This is a genomic window from Halomicrobium urmianum, from assembly GCF_020217425.1.
Classification (GTDB): Archaea; Halobacteriota; Halobacteria; order Halobacteriales; family Haloarculaceae; genus Halomicrobium; species Halomicrobium urmianum.
The window spans coordinates 1280008-1293899 of the sequence record NZ_CP084090.1 but is presented as its reverse complement, the minus strand read 5'-3'; the positions used below and the strand labels follow the sequence as shown (position 1 = coordinate 1293899).

At 69.3% G+C, this 13892-nt stretch carries 16 protein-coding genes; 8 read left to right on the top strand and 8 right to left on the bottom strand.

The window, feature by feature from the left end; translation table 11 throughout:
* Positions 1-64: 64 nt before the first annotated feature.
* Positions 65-235, top strand: coding sequence for a hypothetical protein (locus tag LCY71_RS06195; protein ID WP_225335490.1), 171 nt, complete (start codon positions 65-67; stop codon positions 233-235).
* A gap of 46 nt (positions 236-281) precedes the next feature.
* Here the strand turns inward: LCY71_RS06195 and LCY71_RS06190 are convergent, their stop codons facing one another.
* On the bottom strand, positions 282-1115 hold the full coding sequence (locus LCY71_RS06190; RefSeq protein ID WP_225335489.1) for a DUF63 family protein: 834 nt from the start codon (positions 1113-1115) through the stop codon (positions 282-284).
* A 169-nt stretch (positions 1116-1284) separates the two neighbouring features.
* Between LCY71_RS06190 and deoC the strand changes: the two genes are divergently transcribed.
* The 4 genes from deoC (at position 1285) to LCY71_RS06170 (ending at position 4435) form a co-directional block, all read left to right on the top strand.
* Complete coding sequence (deoC, locus tag LCY71_RS06185) at positions 1285-1998, top strand: deoxyribose-phosphate aldolase (RefSeq protein WP_225335488.1); 714 nt, start codon at positions 1285-1287, stop codon at positions 1996-1998.
* The gene (locus LCY71_RS06180) at positions 1995-2792 is read left to right on the top strand and encodes an SDR family NAD(P)-dependent oxidoreductase (protein WP_225335487.1); all 798 of its coding nucleotides are present in this window, start codon (positions 1995-1997) and stop codon (positions 2790-2792) included. Before deoC ends, LCY71_RS06180 begins: the two co-directional genes overlap by 4 nt.
* 122 nt (positions 2793-2914) lie before the next feature.
* Positions 2915-3088, top strand: a complete 174-nt coding sequence (locus LCY71_RS06175; protein WP_225335486.1) for a hypothetical protein — start codon at positions 2915-2917, stop codon at positions 3086-3088.
* An 84-nt stretch (positions 3089-3172) separates the two neighbouring features.
* A complete protein-coding gene (locus LCY71_RS06170) occupies positions 3173-4435 on the top strand; it encodes a tRNA (N(6)-L-threonylcarbamoyladenosine(37)-C(2))-methylthiotransferase (protein WP_225335485.1) in 1263 nt (420 codons plus the stop codon).
* Positions 4436-4488: 53 nt separating this feature from the next.
* Here LCY71_RS06170 and LCY71_RS06165 read toward each other — a convergent pair whose 3' ends face one another.
* The 5 genes from LCY71_RS06165 to LCY71_RS06145 all read right to left on the bottom strand — a co-directional run bounded on the left by LCY71_RS06165 (position 4489) and on the right by LCY71_RS06145 (position 9501).
* Positions 4489-5628, bottom strand: a complete 1140-nt coding sequence (locus tag LCY71_RS06165) for an ABC transporter permease (RefSeq protein WP_225335484.1) — start codon at positions 5626-5628, stop codon at positions 4489-4491.
* Positions 5625-6293, bottom strand: coding sequence for an ABC transporter ATP-binding protein (locus LCY71_RS06160; protein ID WP_225335483.1), 669 nt, complete (start codon positions 6291-6293; stop codon positions 5625-5627). The genes LCY71_RS06165 and LCY71_RS06160 overlap by 4 nt, the downstream gene beginning before the upstream one ends.
* Entirely contained in the window at positions 6290-7795 is a 1506-nt protein-coding gene (locus LCY71_RS06155; protein WP_225335482.1) for a COG1361 family protein, read from the bottom strand. The genes LCY71_RS06160 and LCY71_RS06155 overlap by 4 nt, the downstream gene beginning before the upstream one ends.
* A 219-nt stretch (positions 7796-8014) precedes the next feature.
* Positions 8015-8926 carry a cation diffusion facilitator family transporter gene (locus LCY71_RS06150; protein WP_225335481.1) on the bottom strand — a complete coding sequence of 304 codons (912 nt, stop codon included), beginning with the start codon at positions 8924-8926 and terminating at the stop codon, positions 8015-8017.
* A gap of 38 nt (positions 8927-8964) precedes the next feature.
* Positions 8965-9501: an HIT family protein gene (locus LCY71_RS06145; RefSeq protein ID WP_225335480.1), complete on the bottom strand. Its 537-nt coding sequence runs from the start codon at positions 9499-9501 to the stop codon at positions 8965-8967.
* A gap of 248 nt (positions 9502-9749) precedes the next feature.
* Between LCY71_RS06145 and LCY71_RS06140 the strand changes: the two genes are divergently transcribed.
* The gene (locus LCY71_RS06140) at positions 9750-9947 is read left to right on the top strand and encodes a DUF7835 family putative zinc beta-ribbon protein (RefSeq protein ID WP_225335479.1); all 198 of its coding nucleotides are present in this window, start codon (positions 9750-9752) and stop codon (positions 9945-9947) included.
* A gap of 197 nt (positions 9948-10144) precedes the next feature.
* Here the strand turns inward: LCY71_RS06140 and map are convergent, their stop codons facing one another.
* Positions 10145-11041 carry a type II methionyl aminopeptidase gene (gene map / locus LCY71_RS06135; protein WP_225335478.1) on the bottom strand — a complete coding sequence of 299 codons (897 nt, stop codon included), beginning with the start codon at positions 11039-11041 and terminating at the stop codon, positions 10145-10147.
* Between the two features lie 60 nt (positions 11042-11101).
* Between map and LCY71_RS06130 the strand changes: the two genes are divergently transcribed.
* The gene (locus LCY71_RS06130) at positions 11102-11335 is read left to right on the top strand and encodes a hypothetical protein (protein ID WP_225335477.1); all 234 of its coding nucleotides are present in this window, start codon (positions 11102-11104) and stop codon (positions 11333-11335) included.
* A 37-nt stretch (positions 11336-11372) separates the two neighbouring features.
* Here the strand turns inward: LCY71_RS06130 and LCY71_RS06125 are convergent, their stop codons facing one another.
* On the bottom strand, positions 11373-12218 hold the full coding sequence (locus LCY71_RS06125; RefSeq protein WP_225335476.1) for an isoaspartyl peptidase/L-asparaginase: 846 nt from the start codon (positions 12216-12218) through the stop codon (positions 11373-11375).
* Positions 12219-12536: 318 nt separating this feature from the next.
* Here LCY71_RS06125 and icd point away from each other — a divergent pair, with 318 nt between their 5' ends.
* Positions 12537-13814 carry an NADP-dependent isocitrate dehydrogenase gene (gene icd, locus LCY71_RS06120; protein ID WP_225335475.1) on the top strand — a complete coding sequence of 426 codons (1278 nt, stop codon included), beginning with the start codon at positions 12537-12539 and terminating at the stop codon, positions 13812-13814.
* Positions 13815-13892 lie beyond the last annotated feature (78 nt).

Sequence of the window (13892 nt, the reverse complement as noted above, 5' to 3'; positions counted from 1 at the left end):
CGCCAGGGGGCGTCGGCCCGCACCCACCCGAATAGCTATTGTCTGTCGTGGTGAACGTTCGCGTATGCCAGAGCTCGAGGTCCTGCTGAGGACGGACGCGGGCGTGGAGACGTACGTGGTCGAAGGCGCGCTCAAACGTCCGGGACCGGCGGTCGAAGCGGCGCGGGAACGGGCGGCGGCGGACGGCCACGAGGAGGTGAGCCTGGAGGCGGTCCGACTCGCCGAACCCGCGTAGTCGAGGCGGCGAACTTGCGTAGTCGAGGCGGCGACCGGCGTCCCGCCTAGACCGCCGTCGTCAGGAACAGGAAGAGGTTGTTCGTCGCCGGGCCGAGGCCGACCGCGGTAATCAGCGAGAGCACCAGCGTCGCCTCGACGGGCTCCTCGTCGACGTAGCGGTTGAAGCCGACGACCACGGCCGTCACCACGAACAGCTTCACGACGACGAACAGCCACCCGACGCCGGCGGTCTCGGCGGTGGGGAGTTGCGCCGCGACGTCCATGATCAGCCGGGGAAGCGGCGAGCGCTCGGTGACGCCCAGGACGTCGATGCCGATCGCCGTCGAGATGCCGTCCAGCGCGTGGGCGAACACGACTACCGGGCCGACGTAGCGGGTCCGGTAGAAGATGGGCGTCCGCCAGAGGCTGATCCCGGCGACGATCAGGACGGTCTGGAACGTCGCGGCCACGACCGCGACGGCGGGCCACAGCGGCTCGACGCCGCCGCCCTTGCTGCCCCGCCAGACCGCCACCACGAACAGGACCGTCAGCACGCCCGTCCCGACGAGCCCGAAGTTCCGGTCGACGTTGTCGGCCCGCCGACCCAGCACGTCGACGGCCATCACGAACAGCCAGGCGAGCCCGGTCACGACGAACGTGGTCAGGTAGACCGCCGGCGTGCCAAAGAGCGGCTCCGCGGCCGGCGGGTACGCGTCCAGCTGGTAGAAGGCGTGCAGCGCCCCGCCGACGGCTATCCAGGGGGCCAGCGCCACGGCCGTCGTCTGCGAGACGGGCGGCTCGACCGCGACCAAGAACCCCGCCACCAGGAGCACCACTCCCACGAGGATGGCGAGGTACGGCAGCGGCGGCAGCGCGAAACCCGACGGGAGCACGAGCATGTGGACGAACGTGGCTTCGACCCGGGAAAAAAGCTTCCGGGTGATCCGCAGAGCGTCAGACGCTCTCTGCGACGAATCCGGCGCGAATGCAACCGCCGGAGCGGGACGCCACCGGTCCGTGCGGAGCCCCGGCGGGACGTTTACGTTGCGACCGCGCGTGGAGCAGCGCATGGAGACCGTCCCCGAGCGGATCGAACACACGGTGCTGGGCCCGACGACGCGCTGGACGGACGTCCGGCAGGCGCTGGACGAGGCGGCCGACCTCGGGATGCGCGCGTGTGTCCCGCCCTGCTACGTTGCCCAGGCTGAGCAACACTCCGACGTCCCGCTGGTGACCGTGATCGACTTCCCGCACGGCCAGGGGACGCCCGAGGTCGCCTGCGAGGCGGCCCGCCAGGCCTGGGAGGACGGCGCGGGGGAAGTCGACCTCGTCGCCAACGTCGGCCGGCTGAAGGCCGGCGAAGACGACGCCGTCCGGACGGAGATCGCCGAGGTGGTCGCCGCCGTCCCGATCCCAGTGAAGGTGATCGTCGAGGCCCCGCTGCTGTCGGACACCGAACTCGACCGGATCGGCGAACTCGCCGCGGAGGCCGACGCCGCCTACTGCAAGACTGCGACCGGATTCTCGGAGGGCGGCGCGACCGTCGGCGACGTCGAGGCGCTCGCGCAGTTCCGCCCGGTCAAGGCCAGCGGCGGGATCGGCACCTGGGAGCGGGCGGCCGCCATGTTCCGCGCCGGTGCCGACCGGATCGGGGCATCCAGCGGCGCGACCATCGTCCGCGAGTGGCGCGACGCCGGCGAACCGAGCCTGGCTTCCCTGCGGGCGGGCGGCGAGTCGGGAGCGGCGGACCCGGCGGCCGACGGCGCGGAGGGCGACCGGTGACGGTCCTCGACCGATTCCGGCTGGACGGCGACGTGGCCGTCGTCACCGGCGGGAACCGGGGGATCGGGCGGGCCATCGCGCAGGCGCTCGCGGAGGCGGGCGCGGACGTCGCCATCGGCAACCGGGACGCCGAGAGCGGGCGGCGAGCGGCCGACGAAATCGCCGCCGACACGGGTGCCGACGTGCGCGCCTACGAGGTCGACGTCACCGACGAGGCGCAGGTCGAGGCGCTGGTCGAAGCGACCGTCGCGGACCTGGGCGGGCTGGACGTCCTCGTCAACAACGCCGGGATCACGATCCACGCGCCCGCCGAGGAGATGACTGTCGAGCAGTTCCAGCGCGTGCTCGACGTGAACGTCACTGGCGCCTTCCGGTGTGCGAAGCACGCGGGCCGCGTGATGATCGAGAACCCCGGCGACGGCCGCGGCGGCGCCGGGAGCGTCGTCACCCTCTCCTCGATGTCGGCGCGGGTCGCGAACTACCCCCAGCATCAGGTCGCCTACAACGCCTCGAAGGGAGCCGTCGACGCCTTCACCCGCCAGCTGGCCTCCGAGTGGGCCGAGCACGACGTCCGGGTCAACGCCGTCGCGCCGGGGTACGTCCGCACCGACCCCGTCGACGAGGCGCTGGCCGAGGACCCCGAACTCGAGGCGCTGTGGACCGACGAGATGCTGCTGTCGGAGATGGCCCGCCCCGAGGACGTCGCGCCGCTGGTGGTGTACCTCGCCAGCGAGGCGTCGTGGTACGTCACCGGCGCCTCGCTGCTGATCGACGGCGGCTACACCGTCCGGTAGCGGCCGGCGGCGTCCGGTCGCCGGAAACGCTCCTTCGGATAGTCGCCAGGTGGCAGCGAGAAGTTTTCTACCGTCGGAATTCCGATCGTGCGAGTTTTCCCTCTCAGACTCGGAGTGGGAACGTGACCACTTCCGGACCGGGCACTCCCGAGACCGCAGAGCTCAGGAGTCGTAGCTTCCAGATCACCGTCGACGGCGGCCGCGACTCGTTCTTCGCGCTGAGCATCGAGGACGAGACCAACGAGGACGCCTGGCTGATGTCTGACACCGTTCGCGCTCTGGAGAACGTCCGATAGTCCCCGGCCGGTGGAGCGAAGGCCCCGCGGGTCGCTCCGATCCGTCGCGCTTTTGGCCGCGAGCGACAACGCCTAGGCACGGCAATGGCCCGCTACCACATCGAGACGTACGGGTGCACCTCCAACCGCGGGGAGAGCCAGGAGATCGAGCAGGCGCTCCGCGACGGGGGTCACCACCCGGCCGACGGTCCCGAGGAGGCCGACGTGGCCATCCTCAACACCTGCACCGTCGTCGAGAAGACGGAGCGCAACATGCTCCGGCGGGCCAAAGAGCTGGATGAGGAGACGCCCGCTGACCTGGTGATCACCGGCTGCATGGCGCTGGCCCAGGGCGAGCAGTTCCGCGACGAGGGCGTCGACGCCGAGATCCTCCACTGGGACGACGTCCCCCAGCACGTCCTCAACGGGGAGTGCCCGACCGTGACGCCCGACACCGAGACCGTTCTCGACGGCGTCGTCGGCATCCTCCCCATCGGACGCGGGTGCATGAGCGACTGCTCGTACTGCATCACCAAGCACGCCACCGGCCGGATCGAGTCGCCCTCGGTCGAGGAGAACGTCGAGAAGGCCCGGGCGCTGGTCCACGCCGGCGCGAAGGAGATCCGGATCACCGGTCAGGACACCGGCGTCTACGGCTGGGACCGCAACCAGGGCGAGAGCCTCCTTCCCGAACTTCTGGACCGGATCTGCACCGAGGTCGACGGCGAGTTCCGGGTCCGCGTCGGCATGGCCAACCCCAAGGGCGTCCACGGCGTCCGCGAGGAACTCGCGGAGGTCTTCGCCGAGCACGACGAGCTGTACAACTTCCTGCACGCGCCCGTCCAGTCCGGCAGCGACGACGTCCTCGCCGACATGCGCCGCCAGCACGCCGTCGAGGAGTACGTCGAGGTCGTCGAGACGTTCGACGACCGCCTCGACTACTGGACGCTGTCGACGGACTTCATCGTCGGCTTCCCCAGCGAGACCGACCGCGACTTCCAGCAGTCGATGGCCCTGCTGCGGGAGACCCGCCCCGAGAAGATCAACGTCACGCGCTTCTCGAAGCGCCCCGGCACCGACGCCGCCGACATGAAGGGGCTGGGCGGCCAGACCAAGAAGGACCGCTCGAAGGCCATGACCGACTGCAAGATGGAGGTCACCGGCGAGGCCTACGAGTCCATGATCGGCCGGGAGAGCGAGGTCCTGCTCGTCGAGGACGGCACCGAGGAGTCGCTGGTGGGCTACGACGAGGCCTACCGCCAGGTCGTGATCGCCGACGCCGAGGAGCGCGGGCTGGCGGTAGGTGACATGGTCGACTGCGAGATCACCAGTCACAACACGGTGTACGCGTTCGGGGAGCCGGTCTGACGCGGGCGGTAGTGTCGTCGCGCTATTTCCGCTTTTAAGATGAAGGACGGTCGCTAGTCCCGCAGCGCCTCGACGGGCCGCGCGTTGGCGGCCTTCCACGCCGGATAGAGCCCGCTGACGAAGCTCGCCAGCGTCCCGAACAGGAAGCCAAGCACGGTGTACGTGAGCGCCTCGGTCGTGAACGCCAGCGGGTCGCTGAGCAGTTCGGCGTTGATCGCCATCCCCATGAGGACGCTGATGGCGACGCCGACGAGGGCGCCGATCACCCCCAGCAGTGAGGCCTCCACCAGCATCAGCCGCAGGACGTCAAGGCGGTGATAGCCGACGGCCCGCATGACGCCGATCTCCTCCTTGCGCTCGATCGTCGACATGAGCATCACGTTGAGGATGCTGACGCTCGCGACGAGCAGGGAGACGCTACCGATCCCGATCAGCAGCATGTTGAACGTATTGAGCTGCTGATTCAGCTGCTCGTAGCCTTCTTCGGCGTCGTTTACCGAGTACCGCTCCTCGCGGCCGTTGAGTTCCTCGTCCATGCGGTTGGACGTCTCGAACGCCTTCTGCGGGTTCTCGGAGTGGACGATGATCAACTGGTACTCCTTCGAGGGGGCCCGCGACTGCGGGACGACGATGGCGTCGTCCGCCGGGAGCACCTGCCCGCGCCCGGCCTCCTGGAGGACGGCGCGGACGCGGCGGGTGTTCCCGTCGACGGTGATGCCGTCGCCGACGTCGACCTCGAGCTGTTCTGCGACCGCGGATCCGATTATCACGCCCGACCGCCAATCGCCGTCGGTGTCACCGCTGGCGATGTCGTAGAAATCGGTCGGCCTGTCGAGCGACACCATGGTGACCTGCGCGTCTTCGGCCGCGATCCCGCTGACGTTCGCAGTGAAGTAGCCGACGGGGTAGACGTCGCCGTCGACTGTCCGCTCGATCTCCTGGACGTGCATCCGCGTCATCGCGTCGAACGACGCGTCCTCGCCGGGGCTGACGTACACCTGACTGACGGTGTCGTCGAACGTGTTGCGCAGCGACTGCTCGTAGGCGGCCCCGAACATCCCCAGCGACGCGATGGCGATCACGCCGATCGTGATCCCGGCCGTCGCGAGGATCGAGCGGGCCTTCGCGCGCGAGAGGTTGTGCCAGGCCAGCGCCGCGAACGGGAAGCGGCGGGAGAACGGGCTGTCGATCATCGGGACTCGATCCTCCCGTCGACCAGTCTGACGATGCGGTCCGCGAAGTCGCTGACCTGCTCGTCGTGGGTGACCGTCAGGACCGCGACGCCCTCGTCGGTGATCTCGTCGAAGACGTCGAGCACCTTCGCGCCGGTGTCCTGGTCGAGGTTTCCCGTCGGTTCGTCGGCCAGGAGTACGTCGGGGTCGTTGATGAGCGACCGCGCGACGGCGACCCGCTGTTTCTGTCCGCCCGACAGCTCGTTGGGGTAGTGGTTCGTGCGGTCGCCGAGCCCGACCCGTTCGAGCAGGGTCTCGGCACGTTCGGACACCGAGTCGCGATCCGACCTGACCAGCCCCGGTACCGCGACGTTCCCCCGGGCCGTCAGGGTCGGAATCAGGTAGAAGCTCTGGAAGACGAATCCGACGGTCTCGCGGCGCAGGTCCGTCCGCTCGCTGGTCGACAGCGTCGACAGCCGGGTCCCCTCGACCTCGACGCTGCCCTCGGTGGGCTCGTCGAGCAGGCCGAGCAGGTTCAGCAGCGTGGACTTGCCGCTGCCGGAGGGGCCGACGATGGCGACGAACTCACCCGCCTCGACGGAGACGTCGACGCCGTCGAGCGCGCGGAGCCGCTTGTCACCCGAGTCGTACTCTTTGACTGCGGCGTTCGTGTCGAGTACACTCATTCTCTGTAGCGGGTCCACCCGACGATCGCGAGGACGGCGACGAGCGCGAGGCCGGCGACCGGGACCAGCAGCCCCGGCGAGGACGACTGGCTGGTTTCCGGCGCCGCGCCCTGCTGGAGCTGGTACTGGCGCTCGACGGTCTCGGTGACTTCGCGGCCGTCGTCGGTGAAGCGGACGCGCAGCGGGATCGTCACCGATCCGTTGCGCTGCCCGGTGAGTGCGGCGCGCACCTCGAACGACGAGAAGTCGCTCCCGGAGATGGAGCCGACGAAGTACTCCGCTCGGTTCTGGCCGGGCGCGACGGCGTCGCCCTCGGCGGCCGACACCACGACGCCGGTGACGTTCTCGTCGTCGAGGTTGCTTACGCTACCGCTGACGACCAGTTCCCGTCCCTGCTGTTCGACGCTGACGCCGGTGAGCGTCACGTCGGCGGGCTCCTCGGGGACGTACGCGACGGTCTGCTCGGTCGCGACGCGGCGGCCGCCGTCGGCGTGGCTGACCTCGAGCGGGACCGTCACCGACCCGTTCGACTCGATCGCCGCTCGCACGGTGAACTCGGCCTCGCCGCTCGGGCCGACGGTCCCGACGAACGCCTCTGACTGGCTCCCGGCGGGGCCGACGCCGTCGCCGTCGCCCACCCCGACGAGGACGCCGGAGACGTTGCTCGCGCCGAGGTTGCTCGCCTTGCCGCTGATCCGGAGTTCTTCTCCGTCCCGGGCGACCTGGAGGTCGGTCAGCCGCACGTCGGCGTCGCCGCCGTTCCCGGCCCGCACGGACAGGTTCTCGGTCGTCGACCGGGACTCCCCGTCTGCGGTCACGTACTCCAGTTCGACCGGCACGGTCTGGCGACCGCTAGAGATGTCCTGCGCGTCGACGGTGACGGTGGCCTGCTCGCCCGACGCGATCTGCGAGACGATCCGCCGCTGGTCGACCACGGAGACGTCGCCGTCGCCGAACGTCAGGGTGACGCCCCGGACCGGGTCGGGCAGGGCGTTGGCGACGGACACCGACAGAGATCCGTCGCCGTCGCCGTCGACCGAGTCGACCGTCATCGACAGCGAGGGGTGGGACTGCCGGACAGTCACGTTCACCTCGCGCACCAGGTTGATCAGGTCGCCGGTGGGCGAGAGCATCTGGATGTGGACGTAGCGCGTGTACTCGCCGGACTCGTCGAACTGCTCGCTGACCGATGCCGTGACGGACTCGCCGCCCTGAACGTCGCTGTTGAGGTCGGTCCCGTCGACCTCGTCCTCGGCGTCGGGCGACTCCCGCAGCTCTACGCGCTGGAGGTTGTACGTCCTGGCGTTTTCGACGACGTTCTCGATCGTCGCGTCGAACGTGACCTCTTCGCCGGGGTCGGGGTTCTCCGGCCGCGGTTCGACGTCGATGGTCACGATGGCGTCGTCCTCGAGACCGCTGTCCTGGCCGGCAGCGGGCGCGACGGCGGCGGAGGCGACGAGCACGAGCGCGAGCGCCGCCGCGGAGAGCGTCCGACCGTTCATCGTCGCGCTCCGTGGAGGGGGAAGCGAGTCGACGACCCCTGTTCGGGGACGATACTGCGTTGCGCAGGGGGCGGTATCAGAGCCATATCCGGGTCCACAAACTCGTCCTATATAATACTCAGTGATATGTACATTGTATCTAATAGAGGCGCCGTTGGAATATCGGCATCGACCGGGAACTCCCTGGCTCCCAAGCGTCCAGATCGGGCACGCTGACGGTCAGGAGTCCCTGAGTCGCTCGACCGACTCGTCGGGCTTCCACTCGCCCAGCTCCTTCGGGTCGACGTGGACGAACGCGTCGTCGACCTCGGGGAGGGCCTCGATGGACGCGACGACGGCGGACTCGATGTCGTGGGCCTCCCGGAGCGTCCGGTCGCCCTCCACCTCGACGTGGACGCTGACGTCGATCTCCGGACCGACGTAGTGGGCGATCACGTCGTGGGCTCCCTCGACGTCCGGGTGGGCCAGCGCCCGCCGGAGGATCTCGACGCGCAGGTCTTCGGGCGGTGCCGCGCCGACGAGGTAGTCGACGTTGTCCCGGACGATCTCGACGCCCGTGTAGAGGATGCCGACTGCGACGAGCAGGGCGGATAGCGGGTCGAGCACCGGGAAACCCAGCGCGGCCCCTGCGACGCCGACCAGCGCCGCGCCCGCGGTCAGGATGTCGTTGCGGTTGTCCTTCGCGGTCGCGACCAGCGCCGGGGAGTTGCGGTCCCGACCCTCGGAGAGGCAGTACCGGTAGAGCCCGTACTTGACCGCGGCCGAGAGCGCGAGCACCCCGACGGCAGCGGGCCCGCGCGCGACCGCGATGTCGCCGGAGAGCAGCGACTGACCGGCCCGCCAGAGGATGGCTCCGCCGGCGGCGAAGACGCCCAGCGCGACGAACAGCGACACGAACGGTTCGATGCGCTCGTGGCCGTGCGGGTGCTCGAAGTCCGGCGGGCGCGTCGTCAGGTAGAGGCCGGCGACGATGACGAGGCTGTAGGTGGCGTCGGCGAGGCTGTTGACGGCCTCGGAGCCGACGGCGAGGCTCCCCGTCGCCCACCACACTGCCCCTTTCAGGGCCGCGAGCGCGACGTTGACCCCGAGGATCACGAGCCCGACCCGTCGCAGCGCGGGACCGCGAGACATCGGCGAAGCCTAACGCGGCCCCCGACAAAGGCGTGTCGTCAGAGTCGCACGGCCTCGTCCTCGCCCTCGACGGTCGCACCGTCGAGGCCGGCGAAGGCGTCGCGGAGCCGCTCGTAGGTGTCGTCGACGGCCTCGACGATGACCTGGGTGTCCGATATCACGGGCATGAAGTTGGTGTCGCCCTCCCACCGCGGGACGACGTGCGTGTGGAGGTGGTCCTCGATCGATCCGCCGGCGGGGCCACCGCCCAGGTTCAGGCCGGCGTTGAAGGCGTCGGGGTCCAGCCCCGCGCGCAGCGCCTCGAAGGTCCGCTGTTTCAGTCGGGCGTGGTCGAGCAGGACGTCCTCGGAGAGGTCGGCGTACTCGCCGGTGTGGGCGTAGGGGATCACCATGACGTGGCCCGGGCTGTAGGGGTAGTTGTTCAGGAGGACGTAGGCGTGTTCGCTCCGGGCGACCACCCGGTTGTCGCGGTCCTCGCCGCGTTCTGGCAGGTCGCAGAAGACGCAGTCGACGTCCGGGTTCCCGTCGTCTCGCTCTACCCACTCGATGCGCCACGGCGCGAACACCTGATCCATGCCTCACGGTGGACCGCCGCCGGAGAAAATCACTGCGGTCGCGGGCGGCCGAGTCATACTATATAAGCTTTGTTGCCGTTCACGTCGGTTTCACGGGTGATACCGACGCTTGAATCTCCGTAAACGCGCTGACCGGGCCCTGCGTCCTCCGTCTGGATCGGCACCGGTTAATCCCCGGATAAACGGTCTGAACGGCGGCGAACCGTTGGGGATTTTTATGCGGTCTGGGCTGCATTAATCGAAGTGGGATGGCAGCTACAGACGGCGCAACTGACCTGACGGAGTCGTGTTCAACGTGCGAACGGACGACGCCACACGAGGTTTCGGTGAAGATCCTGACCGAGAGTACCAAAGAGGAGAACGCACAGTTCTCCAGGGAGCCCTACCGGGTAAGCAAGTGTCGGGTCTGCGGGACCACGACCGAAACCCGGATGAACAACGCCTGAGGCCATCCCGACCGGTAGCGACTGGTCTCGTCACCCGCTGGCGTCGCTATCGTTCGGCGAGCCGACGCGCTACAGCGACCGCTCGACCCCACCCTTACCATCAAATACCATCTGGTGGTGGACAAAACCAGAGAGCAGCATCTAATACCATCTGATACCGGATAGCCGAGAAAGCGCTCCCGCGGTCCCGGGCGGTCCTACCGGCTCCGCGTCGTCACTTCGCAGCCGTCCTCGGTGACGATGACGGTGTGTTCCTTCTGGCTGACCAGTTCGCCCTTCCGCTCCTGGAGGACGGGGTAGCCGTGGACCACGTCCTGCTGTTTGAGCCGTCGGAGCGTCATCTCGACGCGGGGGACGTCGAGCCACCGGGCGGCGAAGGGGAGCGTCTTGAACTCCTCGGTGATCTGATCCAGCGCCTGGCGGGCCTGGCGGTTGCGGACCGACCGCTCGCGCTCGAGGGCGAAGATCTGCTCGTCGCTGCCCTCGTGGACCTTGCCCGTGCCCGTCGTCGCGAACGGTTCGATAGCGACGACCTGGCCGGCCTCCAGGGTCGTCCCCTGCGAGATGGCGCGGTTCGGGATGTTCGGCTCGGTGTGTTGCTCCCAGTGGCCCAGGCCGTGGCCGGTGAGGTTGACCACGGGCCTGTAGCCGTACCCCTCGATGACCTCCTCGACGGCGGCGCCGATCTCGCTGGTGTCGACGCCGGCCTCGACCGTCTCGATGGCGGCGTCCAGCGCCTCTGCGGAGGCCGCGGCCAGCTCGTCGTTGCCCGAGAGGTCGACGGTGACGGCCGTGTCCGCGAGCCAGCCGTCGACGTGGACGCCGATGTCGAGGTTGATCATCTCCTCGCCGAAGGTCTCCTCGTCGCCGGGCGCGGGCGTCGCGTGCGCGGCCTCGTGGTCGACGCTGATGTTGACGGGGAAGGCGGGCTCGCCGCCCAGTTCCCGGATCCGCTCCTCGGCCCACTCGGCCACTTCCAGGTGGGAGACGCCCACCTCGACCATCTCGGCTGCCTCGTCGCGCACCTCCGCGAGGATCTCGCCGGCCTCGCGGTGTTTCTCGTACTGCTCGGACTCGAGGTCCACGTCTGTCATGGGGAAGGGTTGACGGTTGCAGGGCAAAGGGTTTCCCCTTGGCCTCGAAAGAGAGGGGAGATGAGTTCCGAGCGTGATCGACCGCCGATCTACGCCAGCCGACTCCTGTGGGGCGCCGTCGCCGTCGTGACGCTCCTCGGCGGCGTCACCGACGGCCCCTGGACGGCCGTCGCCCTGCTGCTGGGCTCGCTGGTCGGGGTCGTCGTCGTCGCCCTCCTCGCGACCGGGCTCGGCCGTCTCCGCGACGTCGGCGAGCCCCAGTACGACAACAAGATCGATCCCTGGGACGACTGAGCGAGTGCGACGGCGGTCTGAGCGCCGAACAAATTTCTCACCGCCGCGCGGTCTGCATCGCGGCGGTATTGAACGCCTCGCCCGCCCGGCCGTCCGCGTCGATGAGGACGACCCCTGCTCCCTCGCCCGTGGCGTCGGCGAACGCGTCGACGGCCGACGCCGCGGCCGCTTCCGGGTCCTCTCCGTCCAGCCGTTCCACGGCCGCCCGGGCCAGCCCGAACCGGGCGATGGCCTCGCCTGCCCCGGTCGCGCTGGCGGCGCCGCGTTCGTCCGCGTAGAACCCCGCGCCGACCTGCGGGACATCCCCAGCCCGACCGGCCAGCGCGAACCAGCGACCGCCGGTCGAGGTGGCCACTGCCAGCCGATTCCCGTCGGTCGCCGTGGCGCCGACGGTGTCGTGGCCGTCGCCGAACCGCTCGATGACCCACGGTAACTGCTCGGCGACCCTGCCCCCTGGCGGATCGGCGGCCGCCCAGCGCTCGCGCGTCCGGTCGGTCCAGAGGTCCCGGTCGGTGGCGACGCCGGCGGCCGCGGCCAGGTCGACCGCCCGGTCGCCGGCCACCAGGACGTGTGGCGTCTCCGCCGCGACGACGCGGGCGGCGTCGACGGCGTGCTCGACGCCGGGCATGGCGCAGGCCGCGCCGACCGTCCCGTCGTCAGTCATCAGGCCCGCGTCGGTCCTGATCCGGCCGTCGCTCTGGACGGCGCTGCCCGTCCCCGCGTTGAACCGAGGGTCCGACTCCAGCACGCGGACGGCCGCGCAGACGGCCGGGAGGGGGTCGTCCGCCGCCGCTGCCGCGTCGGCCGCATCGGCCACCCTCGCCCGCCGCTCCTGAGGCGCGTCCGGCTCCGGGCCCGCGCCGCCGTGAACGATCGCGTCCATACTGGCCGTTCGCGCGTGCCGATGAAGTGACTGGCGTCAGCGATCGGGGGAGATCCGTCGCCGGCCCCGTGGCCGTGCCTTCGGGAACGACACGGGCGCGCGCATCGAGACGTTCCCCGGCGAGCCCCCGCGAACGGCCCGTGGCACTCGGCTGACAGGTACGGTGTACGTTCGTAAACTTGCTACGGTGATCGGCCCCGGATTACTGCATGATCTTCCAATCCTGGGGCCTGTCTCGTCGACTATCGGGGGCGTCATTCAGTCACATACCACGATGGAAGCGGCAGTCCTTTAGGCAACTGTCGTAATGCTTCGACCATGGCATACGATTACGACAAGGTCGAGGTGCCCGAAGAGGGCGAGCAGATCGAGGTCGTCGACGAGGAGAACGACGAACTCGACATCCCCGAGACCCCCGTCATCCCGATCATCCACGGTGACGGCATCGGGAAGGACGTCGGTCCGGCCGCGCAGAAGGTCCTGACCGCCGCGGCCAACGCCACGGGCCGCGACATCGCGTGGATGCGCGTCTACGCCGGCGAGTCCGGCCGGGAGAAGTACGACGAGAACCTCCCCGACGACACGGTCAACGCCATCGACGAGCACCGCGTCGCCATCAAGGGCCCGCTGACGACGCCCGTCGGCGCGGGCTTCCGCTCGCTCAACGTCGCGCTGCGCCAGACGCTCGACTTCTACTCGAACGTCCGACCGACGTACTACCTCGACGGCGTCCCCTCGCCGATGAAGGCTCCCGAGGAGATGGACATGGTCACCTTCCGGGAGAACACCGAGGACGTCTACGCCGGCATCGAGTGGGAGGCGGGCACCGACGAGGTCGAGCAGGTCCGCGACTTCGTGGAGCAGGAGATGGGCTTCGACGACACCATCCACGAGGGTCCCGTCGGCATCGGCATCAAGCCGATCACCGAGAAGGGCTCCAAGCGCCTCGTGCGCAAGGCCATCGACTACGCCATCGAGCACGACCGCGACAAGGTCACGCTGGTCCACAAGGGTAACATCATGAAGTTCACCGAGGGCCAGTTCTCCGAGTGGGGCATGGAGGTCGCCGACGAGGAGTACCCCGACGAGGAGGTCTTCGCCGCGCCCGACTCGCTGTGGGAGGAACAGGACGACATCGACGTCCCCGAGAGCGCCGTCATGGTCGAGGAGCGCCTCGCCGACGCGATGCTCCAGTGGATGCAGCTGCGCACCGACGAGTTCGACGTCCTCGCCATGCCGAACCTCAACGGCGACTACCTCTCCGACGCCGCTGGCGCCCAGATCGGCGGCCTCGGCATCGCGCCCGGCGCCAACTTCGGCGACGCCCGCGTCCTCGCCGAGCCCGTCCACGGCTCCGCCCCGAAGCGCGCCGGCCAGAACATGGCCAACCCGACCGCGATGACCCTCTCCGGCCGCCTGATGTTCGACTACATGGGCTGGAAGGACGCCGCCGACCTCGTCCGCGACGCCGTCGAGGAGACCATCTCCTCCGGCAAGGTCACCTACGACCTCGAACGCCAGCTCGAGGGCGCCGAGAAGCTCGGTACCGAGGAGTACTCCGACGCCATCGTCGACAACATCGAAGACCTCGCGTAGAGGACCTCGAAGCCTCGTAACCCGCGGAACCGCCGTCGTTTTCTTCTCTGGCGCTCCCCGATAGCAACGCAGAGCCGC

What these genes read in the sequence shown, in the direction of transcription:
- LCY71_RS06165 (WP_225335484.1), bottom strand. Translation starts at nt 5,628, where the DNA reads ATGATCGACAGCCCGTTCTCCCGCCGCTTCCCGTTCGCGGCGCTGGCC.
- LCY71_RS06170 (WP_225335485.1), top strand. Translation starts at nt 3,173, where the DNA reads ATGGCCCGCTACCACATCGAGACGTACGGGTGCACCTCCAACCGCGGG.
- LCY71_RS06125 (WP_225335476.1), bottom strand. Translation starts at nt 12,218, where the DNA reads ATGGACGCGATCGTTCACGGCGGCGCGGGCCCGGAGCCGGACGCGCCT.
- LCY71_RS06160 (WP_225335483.1), bottom strand. Translation starts at nt 6,293, where the DNA reads ATGAGTGTACTCGACACGAACGCCGCAGTCAAAGAGTACGACTCGGGT.
- LCY71_RS06145 (WP_225335480.1), bottom strand. Translation starts at nt 9,501, where the DNA reads ATGGATCAGGTGTTCGCGCCGTGGCGCATCGAGTGGGTAGAGCGAGAC.
- LCY71_RS06150 (WP_225335481.1), bottom strand. Translation starts at nt 8,926, where the DNA reads ATGTCTCGCGGTCCCGCGCTGCGACGGGTCGGGCTCGTGATCCTCGGG.
- icd (WP_225335475.1), top strand. Translation starts at nt 12,537, where the DNA reads ATGGCATACGATTACGACAAGGTCGAGGTGCCCGAAGAGGGCGAGCAG.
- LCY71_RS06155 (WP_225335482.1), bottom strand. Translation starts at nt 7,795, where the DNA reads ATGAACGGTCGGACGCTCTCCGCGGCGGCGCTCGCGCTCGTGCTCGTC.
- LCY71_RS06140 (WP_225335479.1), top strand. Translation starts at nt 9,750, where the DNA reads ATGGCAGCTACAGACGGCGCAACTGACCTGACGGAGTCGTGTTCAACG.
- deoC (WP_225335488.1), top strand. Translation starts at nt 1,285, where the DNA reads ATGGAGACCGTCCCCGAGCGGATCGAACACACGGTGCTGGGCCCGACG.
- LCY71_RS06195 (WP_225335490.1), top strand. Translation starts at nt 65, where the DNA reads ATGCCAGAGCTCGAGGTCCTGCTGAGGACGGACGCGGGCGTGGAGACG.
- map (WP_225335478.1), bottom strand. Translation starts at nt 11,041, where the DNA reads ATGACAGACGTGGACCTCGAGTCCGAGCAGTACGAGAAACACCGCGAG.
- LCY71_RS06190 (WP_225335489.1), bottom strand. Translation starts at nt 1,115, where the DNA reads ATGCTCGTGCTCCCGTCGGGTTTCGCGCTGCCGCCGCTGCCGTACCTC.
- LCY71_RS06130 (WP_225335477.1), top strand. Translation starts at nt 11,102, where the DNA reads ATGAGTTCCGAGCGTGATCGACCGCCGATCTACGCCAGCCGACTCCTG.